Origin of the sequence: Mycobacterium lentiflavum (assembly GCF_022374895.2) — a bacterium.
Classification (GTDB): domain Bacteria; phylum Actinomycetota; class Actinomycetes; order Mycobacteriales; family Mycobacteriaceae; genus Mycobacterium; species Mycobacterium lentiflavum.
In genome coordinates, this window is record NZ_CP092423.2 from 3,029,165 (window position 1) to 3,045,207 (window position 16,043).

At 65.5% G+C, this 16,043-nt stretch carries 17 protein-coding genes; 7 read left to right on the forward strand and 10 right to left on the reverse strand.

Annotation, left to right across the window (positions count from 1 at the left end; genetic code table 11):
- Positions 1 to 3 precede the first annotated feature (3 nt).
- The 3 genes from MJO58_RS14130 to pstS form a co-directional block, all read right to left on the reverse strand.
- Complete coding sequence (locus MJO58_RS14130; RefSeq protein WP_090602439.1) at positions 4 to 1,134, reverse strand: nitronate monooxygenase; 1,131 nt, start codon at positions 1,132 to 1,134, stop codon at positions 4 to 6.
- Positions 1,135 to 1,251: 117 nt separating this feature from the next.
- Positions 1,252 to 1,716: a hypothetical protein gene (locus MJO58_RS14135; RefSeq protein ID WP_090609040.1), complete on the reverse strand. Its 465-nt coding sequence runs from the start codon at positions 1,714 to 1,716 to the stop codon at positions 1,252 to 1,254.
- Positions 1,717 to 1,875: 159 nt separating this feature from the next.
- Positions 1,876 to 2,985 (reverse strand): phosphate ABC transporter substrate-binding protein PstS, encoded by a 1,110-nt coding sequence (gene pstS, locus MJO58_RS14140; protein WP_239723278.1) that lies wholly within the window; start codon positions 2,983 to 2,985, stop codon positions 1,876 to 1,878.
- 246 nt (positions 2,986 to 3,231) lie between these two features.
- Here pstS and MJO58_RS14145 point away from each other — a divergent pair, with 246 nt between their 5' ends.
- Positions 3,232 to 5,172, forward strand: coding sequence for a flavin-containing monooxygenase (locus MJO58_RS14145; protein ID WP_239719798.1), 1,941 nt, complete (start codon positions 3,232 to 3,234; stop codon positions 5,170 to 5,172).
- Between the two features lie 27 nt (positions 5,173 to 5,199).
- Positions 5,200 to 6,225, forward strand: coding sequence for an alcohol dehydrogenase catalytic domain-containing protein (locus MJO58_RS14150; RefSeq protein ID WP_239719800.1), 1,026 nt, complete (start codon positions 5,200 to 5,202; stop codon positions 6,223 to 6,225).
- Here MJO58_RS14150 and MJO58_RS14155 read toward each other — a convergent pair.
- The 3 genes from MJO58_RS14155 to dtd are packed head-to-tail and all read right to left on the reverse strand — an operon-like array spanning position 6,222 to position 8,446.
- Complete coding sequence (locus MJO58_RS14155) at positions 6,222 to 7,013, reverse strand: HAD-IB family hydrolase (protein WP_090602451.1); 792 nt, start codon at positions 7,011 to 7,013, stop codon at positions 6,222 to 6,224. The two genes, MJO58_RS14150 and MJO58_RS14155, sit on opposite strands and share 4 nt — an antisense overlap.
- Positions 7,014 to 7,015: 2 nt before the next feature.
- Entirely contained in the window at positions 7,016 to 7,960 is a 945-nt protein-coding gene (locus tag MJO58_RS14160; RefSeq protein ID WP_239719802.1) for a class I SAM-dependent methyltransferase, read from the reverse strand.
- Between the two features lie 54 nt (positions 7,961 to 8,014).
- Complete coding sequence (dtd, locus tag MJO58_RS14165) at positions 8,015 to 8,446, reverse strand: D-aminoacyl-tRNA deacylase (protein WP_239719804.1); 432 nt, start codon at positions 8,444 to 8,446, stop codon at positions 8,015 to 8,017.
- Between the two features lie 38 nt (positions 8,447 to 8,484).
- Between dtd and MJO58_RS14170 the strand changes: the two genes are divergently transcribed.
- Both MJO58_RS14170 and MJO58_RS14175 read left to right on the forward strand, forming a co-directional pair.
- Positions 8,485 to 8,790, forward strand: a complete 306-nt coding sequence (locus tag MJO58_RS14170) for an MTH1187 family thiamine-binding protein (RefSeq protein WP_090602459.1) — start codon at positions 8,485 to 8,487, stop codon at positions 8,788 to 8,790.
- A gap of 99 nt (positions 8,791 to 8,889) precedes the next feature.
- A complete protein-coding gene (locus MJO58_RS14175) occupies positions 8,890 to 10,164 on the forward strand; it encodes a competence/damage-inducible protein A (RefSeq protein WP_473143361.1) in 1,275 nt (424 codons plus the stop codon).
- 1 nt (position 10,165) lies between these two features.
- Here the strand turns inward: MJO58_RS14175 and MJO58_RS14180 are convergent, their stop codons facing one another.
- A complete protein-coding gene (locus MJO58_RS14180; RefSeq protein ID WP_090602463.1) occupies positions 10,166 to 11,437 on the reverse strand; it encodes an MFS transporter in 1,272 nt (423 codons plus the stop codon).
- 56 nt (positions 11,438 to 11,493) lie between these two features.
- Between MJO58_RS14180 and MJO58_RS14185 the strand changes: the two genes are divergently transcribed.
- Positions 11,494 to 12,561 (forward strand): amidohydrolase family protein, encoded by a 1,068-nt coding sequence (locus MJO58_RS14185; RefSeq protein WP_090602466.1) that lies wholly within the window; start codon positions 11,494 to 11,496, stop codon positions 12,559 to 12,561.
- 67 nt (positions 12,562 to 12,628) lie between these two features.
- Complete coding sequence (locus tag MJO58_RS14190) at positions 12,629 to 13,030, forward strand: phage holin family protein (protein ID WP_239719806.1); 402 nt, start codon at positions 12,629 to 12,631, stop codon at positions 13,028 to 13,030.
- A gap of 5 nt (positions 13,031 to 13,035) precedes the next feature.
- On the opposite strand, the gene MJO58_RS14195 is transcribed toward MJO58_RS14190, so the two are convergent.
- Positions 13,036 to 13,818, reverse strand: a complete 783-nt coding sequence (locus MJO58_RS14195) for an enoyl-CoA hydratase/isomerase family protein (protein WP_239719807.1) — start codon at positions 13,816 to 13,818, stop codon at positions 13,036 to 13,038.
- Positions 13,819 to 14,059: 241 nt separating this feature from the next.
- Here MJO58_RS14195 and MJO58_RS14200 point away from each other — a divergent pair, with 241 nt between their 5' ends.
- Positions 14,060 to 14,479, forward strand: coding sequence for an anti-sigma factor antagonist (locus tag MJO58_RS14200; RefSeq protein ID WP_090602476.1), 420 nt, complete (start codon positions 14,060 to 14,062; stop codon positions 14,477 to 14,479).
- On the opposite strand, the gene MJO58_RS14205 is transcribed toward MJO58_RS14200, so the two are convergent.
- Together MJO58_RS14205 and MJO58_RS14210 are read right to left on the reverse strand one after the other, a co-directional pair.
- Positions 14,463 to 15,428 carry an FAD-dependent oxidoreductase gene (locus tag MJO58_RS14205; RefSeq protein WP_239719808.1) on the reverse strand — a complete coding sequence of 322 codons (966 nt, stop codon included), beginning with the start codon at positions 15,426 to 15,428 and terminating at the stop codon, positions 14,463 to 14,465. The two genes, MJO58_RS14200 and MJO58_RS14205, sit on opposite strands and share 17 nt — an antisense overlap.
- Before the next feature lie 2 nt (positions 15,429 to 15,430).
- Positions 15,431 to 16,000 carry an Rv1352/Rv1906c domain-containing protein gene (locus MJO58_RS14210; protein ID WP_434086370.1) on the reverse strand — a complete coding sequence of 190 codons (570 nt, stop codon included), beginning with the start codon at positions 15,998 to 16,000 and terminating at the stop codon, positions 15,431 to 15,433.
- Between the last annotated feature and the right edge of the window lie 43 nt (positions 16,001 to 16,043).

The window sequence follows — 16,043 nt, forward strand, 5'->3', positions numbered from 1 at the left end:
CGATCAGACGCTGGCCGCCTCATTGAGCTCGTCGAGCTTGTTGGTCGCCTCCAGGTACTCCTGCACCCAGCGCTCGATCACGGTCGAGGTCTTCTCCACCTTGCTGAACTGCCCGACGACCTGACCGACCGGGTTGAACGCCACGTCGACGGATTCGTTGGGGTAGCGGTTCGTGGCGCGCACGGCCATGCCGGAAACCATGTACTGCAACGGCATTCCGAGAGGCTTCGGGTTGTCCGGCTTTTCCCACGCCTCGGTCCAGTCGTTGCGCAGCATCCGGGCCGGCTTGCCGGTGAACGAGCGGCTGCGCACGGTGTCGCGGCTGCCGGCCTTGACGTAGGCCGCCTGCTGCACCGGCGTGTTCGAAGATTCCTCGACCATCAGCCACTGCGAGCCGGTCCACGCGCCCTGGCAGCCCAGCGCCAGCGCCGCGGCGATCTGCTGGCCGCTGCCGATGCCGCCGGCGCCGAGAACGGGGACCGGGGCCACCTCCTTGACGACCTGCGGCCACAGCACGATCGAGCCGACCTCGCCGCAGTGCCCGCCGGCCTCGCCGCCCTGGGCGATGATGATGTCGACGCCGGCATCGGCGTGCTTGCGCGCCTGCGAGGGCGAGCCGCACAGCGCGGCCACCTTGAGCCCGGCCTCGTGGATGTGCTTGATCATGTCCGCCGGCGGGGTGCCCAGCGCGTTGGCGATCATCTTCACCTTCGGGTGCTTGAGCGCCACCTCGACCTGCGGCGTGGCCGTGGCCTCGGTCCACCCGAGCAGCTGCAGGGTATCGCCGTCGCTGTCCTCGATCGGCACGCCGTGGTCGGCGAGGATCTTCTTGCCGAAGTCCAGGTGCTCCTGCGGAACCATCTTGCGCAGTGTCTCGGCGAGCTCTTCTGCGGACTGGTTCGAGTCCATGCCCTCGTACTTGTTCGGGATCACGATGTCGACGCCGTACGGGTGGTCGCCGATGTTCTCGTCAATCCAGTTGAGTTCGATCTCCAGCTGCTCGGGCGTGAAGCCCACCGCTCCGAGCACACCGAACCCCCCGGCCTTGCTGACCGCCACCACAACATCGCGGCAGTGCGTGAAGGCGAAGATCGGGAACTCGATGCCGAGTTCGTCGCAAATAGGGGTGTGCATTACAACTCCTGGGATGCCGGCCGAATTGGAACGTGTTCTAGTTTAGTACGCGCGCCCATGACGAGGCCAGGGGCCCCTGACTAGCACCCCGCAACTACGACGCTTCGCCCCAAGAAGTCAGATCACCAGGGCTCGGGCCACCCACAGGAGCAGGAACGCGAGCATGCACGCGGCGCAGACCAGGTGATCGCGGCAGACCGATCGCGCCAGGCGGCTTTGCTCGGCCACGCTGTCGGTGCGCTGTCCCAGCCGAATCGCGTCGGGAACCGTCTGCGCCATCGCCAGCATCATCGGGATGCCGGCCAGCCCGGCTGACAGCACCAGTAGCCAACCGGGATCGCGCCCCAGGGTTGCCTGAAATCCGAACGCGCCCAACAAAGTCAACATCACCAGCGCAATCAGCCGGCTCATCGGGCGCGACGTGGTGGTCGCGCGGTGGTAATAGCCCGCGATGGAAGCGAGCACCGGCTCGGGCAATTCCTCGCCGGCCGAGCGATGCACCAGAACCTGGACGTCGAACATCAGATCCATCCACAAAACCGCGACGAGGAAGCCGCTGCAGGCGGTGAGCAATGCGGCCATGCTCATCCACCTCCGGTTCCCCCACGGCAACCGTCAACCGACACGTCGGCCGCGGGTCCGCGCACCGGCGACAAGTCGTTTTATTGTTTCGCAGCAGGCCGAATAGTCACAGACCTCGGCCCAGCGAATCTGCCGATTGGAACAGGTTTCACTGCAGCGTCACGCGACCGCATTGACCGAAGCCAACAACCACGACTTCCATGCCGTGGGAATCGGTATGTATCCGTTGTCCGCCAGGCCTTCCTGACCGGCACCGAGAGCGCTCTCCAAGAATGCGCGCACGGCCGTTCCCACCTGCGGGTCCGCGTACTTCGAACAGACGATCTCATAGGTCGCCATCACAATCGGATACGCACCGGACTGCGTGGGGTTATAGAACGACACGGTGTCGAGCACCATGTCATTGTCCCGGCCGATGACGGCGGCGCCCGAGATCGTCTTGCTGACCGAGTCGGCGCTGATCGATACCGGGTCCGGACCGGCGGGGGTGACGATCTTCGCCATGTTCAAATTCTTCGCCTCGGCGAACGACCACTCGTTGTAGGTGATCGCCCCTTCGGTGGCCTTGACCGCCGACGACGTGCCGTCGTTGCCTTTGGCGCCCTCGCCGACACCGCCGTTGAACGCCTTCCCGGCACCTTTTCCCCACACGCCCCCGGACGCCGCGTCGAGGTATTTCTGAAAGTTGTCCGTAGTCCCGGACATATCACTGCGAAACACGACGCGAATCGGTTCGGCAGGCAGCGTCACGCCCTTGTTGAGCGCCTGGATCGCGGGATCGTTCCACGTGGTGATGGTTCCCTTGAAGATCTTCGCCGCCGTCTGAGCATCGAGATTCAGCGAATTCACGCCCTTGACGTTGTAGGTGATCGCGATCGGCCCGAATACCACCGGCAGGTCCCACGCCGGTGAGCCGCAACGCTCCTGGGCCGCCGCGTACTCGTTGCCGGCCAGCGGTGAGTCCGAGCCGCCGAAATCGGTTTGGTTGCCCGTGAATTCACTGATCCCGGCACCCGAGCCGTTCGCGGTGTAGTCCAAGGTCTGACCGGGGCACGCTTGTTCGAACGCCTTGATGAACCGAGTCATTGCGTTGGCCTGCGCCGTCGATCCACTCGCTCTCAGGGTCGCCTTCCCGCCGCAATTCACCTTCACCGGCGAGGTCGACGTTGTCGAATTCCCCGCGGCATTGTTGTCGCCGCCGCATCCCGATAAGAGCAGTGCACCAGTGACCGCAACACTGAGCGCGTTGCCAAATCGGTTGCGCTTCAATTCCGTTCCTATCTGTCGCGACGAAACGGGAGCGCCGCCGCGCTGTCCGCGGCGCACTAACCAGCCATCTCTGGCAGTCACGAAGCAAATATTAACAAGGTTCACACCTGCCAAAATTTGCCGTCCGCGGACGATGGGGTGACGACCCTTGATCCGCTCCGTCGCCAGCGGGTAGCGTAGTGCTGCCAATTACGAAACGCCGAGTAGCGTAATAGGATCCCCCCGTCCACCGAAAGGAACGGCTCGATGCGAAGCCCCTACTCCGGCCGCCCTTTCACCACGTCGACGCCGGAGATTGCCGCGGCTTTGCGAGACGTCAGCATTCCCACGCTGTTGTTGTCGCTCGTCCACATCACCGGCGACCCCCGCTTCATTCGCGACTACAAGCAGACGGGCATCTTCCTCAACGAGGTGCAGGGGTTCATGTCGGAGGAGGACAAGGCCCGTGCCCGCGCCGAGGCGCTGACCGTCATCAGCGAATATCGCGACCGCGGCTGCCCCGAGCCGGAGCCACTGAGCCCGGAACTCATCCGGGAGATGATGGACTGGGCCGCCTGCGAACATGTTCCCGACGACTACCAATCCTTGGTCGCCGAGGAACTCGACCTTGACGGCGCCGACCCACGCCGCCCGGCGGCAATACCGGCCGAGCGAGCCGCCGAACTCCCGGTCCTTGTCGTCGGATGCGGGGAATCAGGGCTGCTGGCCGGTGTCCGGCTTCAGCAAGCCAACCTCGGATTCACGATCGTGGAGAAGAACGCCGGGCCCGGCGGGACGTGGTGGGAGAACAGCTATCCCGGAGCCCGGGTGGACGTGGCCAACCATTTTTACTGCTACAGCTTCGAACCCAACAACGACTGGACCCACTTCTTCGCCGAGCAAAACGAGCTGCAGCACTACTTCACCAAGGTGATGAACAAACACGACCTGGCCGAGCACATCCGCTGGAACACCGAGGTTCTCGGCGCCGAATGGGACGACGACGCCGGAATCTGGAACGTAACGCTGCGTGATGCCGCCGGACAGACCAGCACGCTTCAGGTACGCGCCCTGATCACCGCGGTCGGTCAGCTCAACCGGCCGCAGATTCCCGATTTCGCTGGCGCCGACACCTTTGCGGGGCCGTCTTTCCACTCCGCGGCCTGGGATCACTCGGTCGACCTCAGCGGCAAGCGAGTCGCCCTGATCGGCGCCGGCGCCAGCGGCTTCCAGATCGCGCCGGCCATCGCTGGGGACGTCGAGCACCTCACCGTGTTCCAGCGGAGCGCCCAGTGGATGTTCCCCAACGCGATGTACCACGACCAAGTCGGCGACGGCGTGCGCTGGGCGATGAACAACCTGCCGTTCTATGGACGGTGGTACCGCTTCCTGGTCCTGTGGCCCGGCTCGGACAAGGGCCTCGACGCCGCCGAAGGCGACCCGAACTACACCGGCGACGATGCCGTCAGCGACATCAATGCCGCCGCGGCAATGATGTTCTCGCAGTGGATCACCAGCCAGGTCGGCGACGGCCCCGACACCCAAGAGCTGTTGGCCAAGGTGATGCCCGACTATCCCGCCTGCGGCAAACGCACGCTGCAGGACAACGGCAGCTGGCTGCAGACCCTACAGCGCGACAACGTCGAACTGGTGCGCACCGCGATCCAGAAGATCACGCCCCGCGGCGTCGTCACCGAGGATGGCGTCGAGCACGACGTCGACATCATCGTCTACGCCACCGGGTTCCGACACACCGACGTGTTGTGGCCACTAAAAGTGACCGGCCGCAACGGAATTGACTTACACGAGCTGTGGGGGAGCCGCCCGTATGCCTACCTGGGCATCACGGTTCCGGATTTCCCCAACTTCTTCATCATCTACGGGCCCGGCACCCACCTCGCCCACGGCGGCAGCCTGATCTTCCAGTCGGAACTGCAGATGCGCTACATCGACCAGTGCCTCGCACGACTGGCCGATGCCGACGTGCATTCGATGGAACCCAGGGCCGAAGCCGCAACCGACTGGCACCAACGGACGCAGACCCAGATCAAGAAGATGGTGTGGTCACATCCCGCGGTCAAACACTCCTACTTCAAGAACGCCGACGGCGAGATCCACACCGTCAGCCCGTGGCGCCTCAACGAATACTGGGCCGCGGTGCGCGAGCCCGATTGGTCCCAATTTGTTGTGCGACGCCGCAGTTCGTAATTCGACCAGGAAAGTGAGCACAGCACTATGCGCACGGTAGTCGTCGACGGGCCCCGCAACATCCGGGTCGACACCCGTCCCGATCCCGTCCTTCCCGGCCCCGACGGAGCGATCGTCGAAGTGACCGCCGCCGGCATCTGCGGATCCGACCTGCACTTCTACGAGGCCGACTTTCCGATGCCCGACCCGATCGCGCTGGGCCACGAAGCGGTCGGCACCGTGGTGGCGGTCGGGCCCGAGGTGCGCACCGTCCGGGCTGGAGATCAGGTCATGGTGTCGTCGGTCACCGGCTGCGGTAAGTGCGCGGGGTGCGCGAGCCGCGATCCGGTCATGTGCTACTCCGGTTTTCAGATCTTCGGTGGGGGCCTGCTCGGTGGAGCGCAAGCCGATCTGCTGGCCGTGCCCGCCGCCGATTTCCAGCTGCTGAAGATGCCCGACGGCATCAGCACCGAACAGGCTCTGCTGCTGACCGACAACCTGGCCACCGGCTGGGCGGCGGCGCAGCGTGCCGACATTCCGTTCGGCGGCAGTGTCGCGGTCCTCGGGCTGGGCGCGGTGGGTTTGTGCGCGCTGCGCAGTGCGCTTTTCCAGGGTGCTGCAACAGTTTTCGCGATCGATAAGGTCGCTGGCCGCTTGGACCGCGCGGCTAGCTGCGGTGCGACGCCGGTCAAAGCACCGGCCCTCGAGGCGATCATGGCGGCCACCGCCGGACGGGGCGCCGACGCGGTGATCGACGCCGTCGCCACAGATTCCTCCCTGACCGATGCGATCAACATCGTCCGGCCCGGGGGCACCGTCTCGGTGGTCGGTGTGCACGATATGAATCCCTTCCCGCTCAACGCCTTGGGCTGCCTGATTCGCAGCACGAGCCTTCGATTCACCACGGCGCCGGTGCAGCGCACCTGGCCGGAGTTGATCCCGCTGCTGCAATCGGGCCGACTCGACGTCGACGGCATCTTCACCACATCAATGCCTTTGGACGAAGCGGCCAAGGGGTACGCGACCGCCGAGTCGCGATCCGGTGACGACGTGAAGATTCTGCTGAAGCCCTAATCGGCGTCTCGCGGCGATTCACGGCGAACGTGGTTCGCCAGGTAGCGCAGCGTCCGCATCGGCCCGCGCCGCACCGAGGCAAGCCACAGCACCGGCCAGCCGTGTGCCGCGGCCGCGGCGGCCAGGCCCGAGCGCGGATTCACCGGTCGCGGATGGCCGACCACCGACATCGACGCGGCGTCCTCGTCGCCATCGGCGTAGAAATAGCTGCGTCGCACCGCGACATCGTTTTCAGTGCAGAACTGTTGCACCGCGGCCGCTTTCGTCGTACCCCACACGATCGGTTTGATGATTCCACCGGTGAGGCGTCCGAGCGCATCCAACTCGAAACGGTTGCACTGCACGTTGGAGATGCCGAGAAAGCGCGCGACCGGCAGCGCCTGAATCGACAGTGCCGAGGAACTCAGCACCACGGTATGACCGCGCTCCTGATGCGCTCGCACGATGTCACGCATGTGCGAATACAGGCGTGAGGCAACACGTTCGACGAACAACCGCTCGCCCAGCTCGTCGAGCTCGAGCAGTGATTCGCCTTGCAGATATCCCGCGGCCCGGACGATGAGCCGCTCGAATTCCAGGCGGCCGAATCGATAGCGCAGCGCGGCATCGAAGACGCCGACCAGCTCACCGAGTCCGACCTGCCGGCGCCGGATCCGGTCGCCGACGTGGACCGCGGCCGTGAAGCCGTCGACCAAAGTGCCGTCGAGATCGAAGAATGCGCCGACGCGCGGTCCCGGTGCACTGGCCGCGATCTCGGCGAGGGCGTCAGCGGGCGACAGCATCGTCATAGTCACCACGTCGACTCCATCCGCTTCCGGGTAGCCGTTATGTACTGCGAATGCATGAAACTGTCGATCTTCACGTCGACAGCGGGCGGTGTCATGCCGTAGCCGGCCTGTAGGTCCAGGGTGTTGCGGACAGGCTCGACGCTCCAGCCGTGCGCGGCCAGCCGTTCGGCGGGGTCACCCGTCGGCTCATATGTCAGGGCGGAGAAGTCGACGTCGCCGGACATGTTGACCCCAGGGTGGTTGGTTTCCAGCGCTTCGAGCTGATCGTGGTCCAGGCGCGATCCCAGTGCGCCGGTGGCGATTCGGCTGCCGGCTGCGCTGAGTCCGCTGATCCGGGTGAACAGCGCGTTCTGGGCTTCGTCGGTGAGGTAGGGCAATATCCCCTCGACCGACCACGCGCTCGGCTTTTCGGTGTCGAAGCCGGCGGCTTCCAGGGACCTGGACCAGTCGGTGCGCAAGTCCGCTGCGACCTCAACCCGCGACGCCTTGGGCACCGCGCCATGCTCGCCCAGCACACGAGCCTTGAACTCCAGGACTTTCGGCAGGTCGATTTCGAAAACCCTTGTTCCGGAAGGCCATTGGAGGCGATACGCGCGGGAGTCCAATCCTGCTGCGACGATCACCGCTTGTCGGATGCCCGCGTCGGTCGCGGAGCTGAAGAAGTCGTCGAAGAACCGCGTTTGAACACCGTAGAGACGCGGAAACGCGGTCTCGTCGTCGGTCCTTCCCGGGTTGGCGAGCACACCGGCCAAATACGGGTCCCGCGAGGCCTCGATGAACACCTTCGCGTATTCGTCGCGGACCAGCGGTTGCGCGCTCATGGCGTGCACGGCGCGCCATCCCGCCACCAGGAGGGCGGTGTAACCGACGCTGCTGACGATGTCCCATTGGTCGTCGTCGGTACGGAGCGAGCCGAATTCGGACCCAGATTCCGGCGCAGTGCTCACGGTCGCCCCTCCTGTTCCGATCAACCAGGATCCAAGGTACCTGCGAGGCCGTGTTCAGAGTTCAAGAAACACCGTCACTGGCCCATCGTTGACCAATTCGACCTGCATATTCGCCCCGAACACGCCGGTCTCGACGCGGGCGCCCAAGCCGTGCAACGCCGCCGCGAACGCGGCGACCAATGGCTCGGCCACCGCAGCGGGAGCCGCCGCGTTCCAGGACGGCCGGCGGCCCTTCGCGGTGTCGGCATACAGCGTGAATTGGCTGACCACCAGGATCGGCGCATCGATATCGGAAGCGGAACGTTCGTCGGCGAGAATGCGGAGGTTCCAGAGCTTCTCGGCAAGGCGGCGCGCCTTGTCGGCATCGTCGCTGTGCGTGACGCCGACGAATGCCAGCAGCCCCTGACTTTCGGGCCGGATGGCACCGACCACCCGGCCGTCGATGGCCACCGCTGCCGACGAGACCCGTTGCACCAGAACCCGCATCCTTCGATGCTGCCAGGCGCGATGGGTACGCTCGACGGGTGTCTGTCCTGGTCGCGTTCTCCGTCACCCCGCTCGGTGTCGGCGAGGGCGTGGGCGAAATCGTCGCCGAAGCGGTGCGGGTGGTGCGCGAGTCCGGGCTGCCCCACCAGACCGATTCGATGTTCACCGTGATCGAGGGCGATACCTGGGAGGAAGTGATGGCGGTCGTGCAGCGCGCCGTCGAGGCCGTGGCCGCTCGTGCCCCCAGAGTCAGCACCGTGATCAAGGCGGATATGCGCGCCGGCGTCACGGACGCCATGAACCAGAAAGTCGCGACGGTCGAGCGCTACCTCGCCCAGGGCTAGCTTCGAGTGTGCGTCCAGGGCGGCCGCGACCGGCGTGTCGCTGCCGCCAGCGCACACTCGACGCCGTTAGCGCTGCCACGCGCCAGTAGGCTCATGCCGGTGAGCGCACGCGCAGGCATCGTCGTCACCGGAACCGAAGTCCTCACCGGACGCGTCCAAGACAGAAACGGCCCGTGGATCGCCGACCGGCTGCTCGAACTGGGCGTAGAGCTGGCCCACATCACCATTTGCGGCGATCGGCCTTCCGACATCGAGGCACAGCTGCGCTTCCTGGCCGATCAGGGCGTGGACCTGGTCGTCACCAGCGGGGGACTGGGCCCGACAGCCGACGACATGACCGTCGAGGTGGTGGCACGGTTCTGTGAACGCGAGCTGGTGCTCGACGAAGTAGTCGAAGACAAGATCGCCAACATTCTCAAAAAGCTTATGGCGCACTTCGATTCGGAAAGCTTCGACGCGGTGCGCGCCGCCAACCGCAAACAGGCCATGGTTCCCGCCGGCGCGCAGGTGCTCGACCCGGTGGGGACCGCCCCGGGGGTCGTGGTGCCCGGAAAGCCCACGGTGATCGTGCTTCCCGGCCCTCCGCGTGAACTTCAGCCGATGTGGTACACGGCCATCGAGACACCGGCGGCGCGCCATGCGATCGCCGGCCGGACGATCTACCGCCAGGACACCATCCGGATGTTCGGGCTGCCCGAGTCGGGGCTGGCCGAAACACTGCGTGACGCGGGCAATTCCGTCGCCGGATTCGAGTCGCTGGAGATCACTACCTGCCTGCGGCGGGGCGAGATCGAGATGGTCACCCGCTACGAGCCGGACGCGGCGCAGGCCTACGCCCAACTGACCCAGCTGCTGCGCGACCGGCACGGACAACAGCTGTACTCCGAGGACGGATCGCAGGTGGACGATGTGGTCGCGCGGTTACTGTCGGGCCGCCGGATCGCCACGGCGGAGTCCTGTACCGCGGGACTGGTGGCCGCGCGGCTGACCGACCGGCCCGGATCCTCCGACTACGTGATGGGCGGCGTGGTGAGCTACTCCAACGATGCGAAGGTGCAGCTGCTCGGCGTTGATGCGGCGCTGATCGACGCACACGGCGCGGTGTCCGAACCGGTGGCCGAGGCGATGGCGGCCGGCGCATTACGCCGTTTCGCCGCCGATACCGCCGTCGCGATCACCGGCATCGCCGGTCCCGGCGGCGCGACGCCGGACAAGCCGGTGGGCACGGTCTGCTTCACCGTTCGACTGGCCGAAGGGCGCACCGACACCCGGACACTGCGACTGCCCGGGAACCGCTCCGATGTCCGCGAACGCTCGACGACGGTCGCGATGCACATGCTGCGACGGGCGCTGAGCGAGCAAGCAGCCATCTGACTCATTTGACTTCCGTTGGCAGGAAAGCGGTTTCGGCGGTGCCGAAACGAAGGCCGGTCGCGTCCTTACCGATAAACGTCAGGATTGCCACGGCACATAACACCGGCACGATCGTGGCGGCCAGCGCGAACGGATAGCCGTGTGTCTCGGCCAGCCGTTCCTGGATGGGCAGGTTGAACGCGGCGAGCAGATTGCCGAGCTGGTAGGTCACCCCGGGGTAGAGGCCGCGGATGGCGTCCGGCGACAACTCGGTCAGGTGTGCGGGGATCACACCCCAGGCGCCTTGCACGCAGACCTGCATCAAAAACGAACCGAGACACAGCATCGCCGCGGTGCGCGAGTAGGCGAACAGCGGCACGATCGGCAACCCCAGGATCGCGCAGAAAATCACGGTGTAGCGGCGGCTGAACCGTTGCGACATCGTGCCGAAGAACAGACCGCCGGCGATAGCACCGATGTTGTAGACCACCACGATCCACTTGACCGTCACGCTGTCGAGGCCGGCGCCGTGGTTGGCCGTCGACCCCAAGAACGTCGGGTAGACGTCCTGCGTGCCGTGGCTCATCCAGTTGAACGCCGTCATCAGCGCCACCAGATAAAAGAACCGGCGGACGATCTTGCCGTCGCGCAGCACGTCGGTGATTTTGGTATTGGTGAGCTTCATCCGATCCTGGGCGGCTTCCCAAACCTCGGACTCCTGCACCCGGTAGCGGATGATCAGGCTGATCAACGCCGGGATGATCGACAGACCGAACAGCCAACGCCACGACAGGCCCAGCCAGTCCATCACCAACAGTGAGCCGACACTGGCCAGCAGATAGCCGAAGGCGTAGCCCTCCTGCAGCAGCCCTGAGAAAAAGCCGCGCCGCTCGACGGGAACCTTCTCCATCGCGAGCGCGGCGCCGAGTCCCCACTCACCGCCCATGCCAAGTCCGTACAGCATCCGCAGAATCATCAGCACGGTGAAGTTGGGCGCGAACGCGCACAGGAAGCCGACGATGGAGTAAAAGATCACGTCCACCATCAGCGGGGTCCGCCGACCGACCCGGTCGGCCCACAACCCGAATAGCAAGGCGCCCACCGGGCGCATGATCAGGGTGGCGGTCGTGACGAAAGCGACCTCGGCCTTACTGATGTGGAAGGTCTTTGCGATATCGGCATAGACGAACACGACGATGAAGTAATCGAAGGCGTCCATCGTCCAGCCCAGCATCGCGGCAATGAACGAATTTCGCTGGTCGGCGTTGAGCCGTTGAGTTGTCACGTGAAGCATCGTGGCGCACCGCGAGCCGTTTGACCATCCGCTGCGCCGGAGTAAGTTCCGGATATATGCGAATCATCGATGCCGATGGACATGTCGCCGAGAATTCCTCGCTGGCGATCGAAGCGATCAAGCGGTGGCCCGACCACGTCAAGCCCAGCACAGACCGGCGCCTGCGGCTGATGATCGAAGGCCGCAACTATCCGGAGGATCGCGGCCCGGGCGCCGGCTGTCCGCCCGAACACGGAATCAGCAAGTCGCCCAACATCAACTGCTCGTCACCCGACGGCGTGCTGGGCGACGCCGACCGCGATCACATCGACACGATGGTCCTGTACCCGAGCCTCGGGCTCTGCGCGCCCAGCCTCGAAGACCCGGAATTCGCCGCGGGATTCGCGCGGCTCTACAACCAGTGGATCGCGGATTACTGCGCCTCGTCGGGCGGCCGGTTGCGCGGCGTGGCAGTGACCCCGATTGAGCACGGGCAGCCGGCCATCGACGTCATGACCGAGGCCAAGGACCTCGGGCTGGTGGCGACGCTCGTCCCGCCGGCGCTCAAGACCCGCAACCTGGACCACCCCGACCTCGACGCGTTCTACGCCGCCGCGGTGGAACTCGGGATGCCGCTGGGCATACACGGAGCCCCCGGAATTCATCTACCGAAAATCGGCGTGGACCGCTTCACCAATTACATCCAGGTGCACTGCATCAGCTTTCCGTTCGACCAGATGACGGCGATGACAGCGATGGTCTCCGGCGGCGTCTTCGAGCGCCATCCCAAGCTGCGGGTCGCCTTCCTGGAAGCGGGCGCCGGCTGGGTTCCGTTCTTCATGGACCGCCTGCACGAGCACTACGAGAAGCGAGGGGATTGGGTCGAACGCGGCTGGCGGCGCGACCCACACGAATACCTCTGCGCGGGCAACATCTTCGTGACGTGCGAGCCGGAAGAACCGATCCTGCCCGGCGTGATCGACGTGCTGGGCGCCGATTTCATCATGTTCGCCAGCGACTACCCGCATTGGGACGGCGAGTGGCCGGAGAGCACCAAGCACCTGCGCACCCGCGCGGACATCAGCGAAGAGGCGCGAGAGAAGATCGCCAGCCGCAACGCGCAACGCTTTTACGCGCTTAACTGAACTGACGTCTAGCACGGGGCCGAATGGCCCTGCCGGGCCTTCAATTCGGATGGCAGGATCTTGCCGCATGGGCCCTTTTCTGCTTCGCGCCGCCTTGACGGGTTTTGCCATGTGGATCGTCACCCACTTCGTTCACGGGCTGACCTTCGTCGGTGGCAACACGCCGCTGGAACGGATCGGCATCATCTTCGTCGTGGCGGTGATCTTCGGACTGGTCAACGCGTTCGTCAAACCGATCGTCGCGTTCTTGTCCTTCCCGCTCTACATCGTGACCCTCGGCCTGTTCCACATCGTCGTCAACGCGTTGATGCTCTGGCTCACCGCATGGATCACCGAACACACCACGCACTGGGGACTGGCGATCGACCACTTCTGGTGGACGGCGATCTGGGCCGCGATCCTGTTGTCGATCGTGAGCTGGCTGCTGTCGCTGGTGGCTCGCGACGTCGACCGGCACACGCGCGGCTGATCCGCTTAGCGCGCCTGCCACCGCGGCGGTCGTTTCTCGGCGAAGGCGCGCGGCCCCTCCTTGGCGTCCTCGGTCGCGAAAACCCGGTCGCTGTGCCGAGTCTCGTTGTCATAGGCCGCTTCGAGGTCGAGCGTCAGCCCTTCGACCGCAGACTGCTTGGTGGCATAGACCGCGAGCGGCGCGTTGGCGGCGATGCGTCGCGCGTACTCGTAGGCGGTGTCCATCAGCCGCTCGGCGGGCACCACTTGATTCAACAGCCCCATGGCCAGCGCGCGCGGCGCGTCCACCATGTCGGCGGTCAGCAGCAGCTCCATCGCCAGCGCGTAGGGAATCTGGCGCGGCAGCCGCACCGTACTGCCACCGCCGGCGAACAGGCCACGTTTGGGTTCCAGCACGGCGAACCGCGCTTCGGGCACTGCGACGCGGATGTCGGTGCAGCCCAACATTTCAAAGCCACCTGCGACACACGTTCCGTTCACGGCTGCGATGATCGGCTTGTACACCGGGAAGCGATGCAACACCGCATGGATGGCGTCGAGCGCGTCCCAGCCGTCGGGCCTGGGAAGGTCGCCGGTGAGTTCGGGAATGAATTTCTTCAGATCTGCTCCGGTGCAGAAATCGCGGCCCACGCCGGTGACGACCGCAACCCAGGCGCCGTCGTCGTCGCGGAAGCGGGCCCATGCGTGAGCCAAATCGCGGAAATGTTCCATATCCAGCGAGTTGCGCGTCTCGGGGCGGTCGATCGTAATGGTGGCAATGTGAGCGTTAAGCGCGTAATCGATGCTCACGGTTGGTCCACCGTTTCAGTTCGTCGTTGCTACCGTTTCCGAAATAGTAAGACTGTCAGTGACCTTCGGCGGTCCGCCGGGCGCAGTAAAGCCGGCCGATTTGCGCAAATTCACTCGATAAATCCCAATTGCACATACGCTTAGCAACCGACGGGGGTCGGTTTGACGACAACCCTGCCGGCCTTTTCGGGACAAGGACGGCGTCGCCCGATACTGCCCACGACGACGGGATGTCGCAGAGATGGACACTGCTTCGATTGGAATCGCGCGGCCCAACAACGGGTCGTATCTTGGCTACGGGCCAAGCGGCTTGCGCACGGTTACCAGGCGCACCGGTTCCTCGGTGGTCGTTCAGGTCGGCGGCGATATCGACGCCAGCAACGAGACCGCGTGGCAGGACGTGCTGAGCCGCGGCGCCGCCGAAACCGTCGCACCCGGTCCGTTCGTCATCGACGTGTGCGACCTCGATTTCATGGGCTCGTGCGGTTATGCCGCGCTGGCGCACGAGGCGGCGCAGTGTCGCAGTCGCGGCGTCACGTTGCGACTCGTTACCAGCCAGCCCATCGTGGCCCGAACCATCGCGGCTTGCGGACTGCATCCGCTGCTGCCGACGTACGCGTCCGTGGAGACAGCATTATCGCCGGTCAGCGATCAGGATTGACCAGCCGCATTACATCGCGCGCGCAACCCCAGGACAACGTAACGCCATTGCCACCGTGCCCGTAGTTGTGGATGCAGCGCGCCGTCCCGAGTGACTCGGCTTCTAGCCGCACCGCGGGGCGATCGGGCCGCAGCCCGGTAATCGTCTCGAGTACCTCGACCTCGCCAAGCCTCGGCTCGATCCGGCGGCAGCGCGCCAGGATGCGCTCGGTGATATCGGGTTCGGCGGTGGTGTCCCAGCGATCCGGGATGCTGATCCCGCCACACACCACGCGCTGCGGGTGCGGGAAGTAACACACCCATTCCGGGCCATTGTTGATCTCTAGAAACAGTTGCCCCAGACCAGGATTGGCGAGGATGACATGCTGGCCGAACAGCGGCCGCACCGTGTCGTCGCCCACCAGGACTCGCGCGCCGAGGCCGGAGCAGTTGACCACGATCGGCGCGGCATCGGCGGCCTCGGCCAGTGACTGCACCGGGTGTTCCTCGATCTGGCCGCCGGCCGCGGCGAGCCGCCGCGTGAGGTAGTCGAGGTAGTGCGGCATGTCGATCATCGGCAGGGTCGCGCGAAACCCGACCTGAAATCCGTCGGGCAGATCGGCCGGATCGGCCGGCCGCAACTCCGGGATCAGCTGCGCCGCGGACGACATCGCCTCGGTCGCGGTCAGTTCGCCGACGCCGAGCGCCGGCGCCAGCTGCACCCCGGTATCGGGATCGGCGGCCAGTTCGCGAAACACTCCCAGCGAATGTTCGGTCCACGCCATTGTCGTGGTGGCACGTTCGGCCGGTCGCGGCGGAGCCCAGACCGCACCGGCCACTCGCGATGTCGTCTGCTTGGGCAGTGCGGCGGTCCAGACCCGCACCGGCCACCCGGCTTCGGCCAGGCATAGGGCCGACGTCAGTCCGCTGACTCCCGCACCGACGACGACAATCTGTTGCGTACTGGCCACGGTCAGGTGCCCGGTACCCGCATTCCGTTCGGCCCTAGCAGCCCGTTGAGGGTGCCCAGCGTGCCCTGCAATTGGGCCCCGGCAACCGGCCCGGGGACGTCGGCGGGCGCAGCAGCGTCCGGCGTCAGCTGCCAGGGCTGACAGCCGTCCGTCTTGAACGCCTTGTCCGTCGGTTCGATCTTGACCACCTGCGGCTTTTTGGTGAGCGAGTTATCGATCAGGGCGCCGTCCGGGTTGGCCGTCCGCTTCCAGTAGCAGGTACCGTTCCCGACCGGCCCGCCGCTGCTGTAGATGCCCGGCACGATGTCGGTACCCACCGCGTAAAGGCCGTCTTTGTCCATGACCGTCTTCGGCGCGCCCCCAGGCGGTGCGGGTGAGGGTGATGCCGACGGCGACGCCGCAGGCGCCGCGGGTGACGGCGGCGCTGATTGCCCCGGTGCCGGCCCCGGCGCCGGACCGCGTGTGTCGTCCGGGTCGGCGCTGGCCACGACGGTGGACGCGGCGGCCCAGCCCGCGATCATCAGACTCGCCGCAGCCAACCGTGCCGCAGTAGGTATTCCACCCATAGACATCGAGGGTACCGGGGTCAAGAACCTAATTCACATCTCTGTGAGA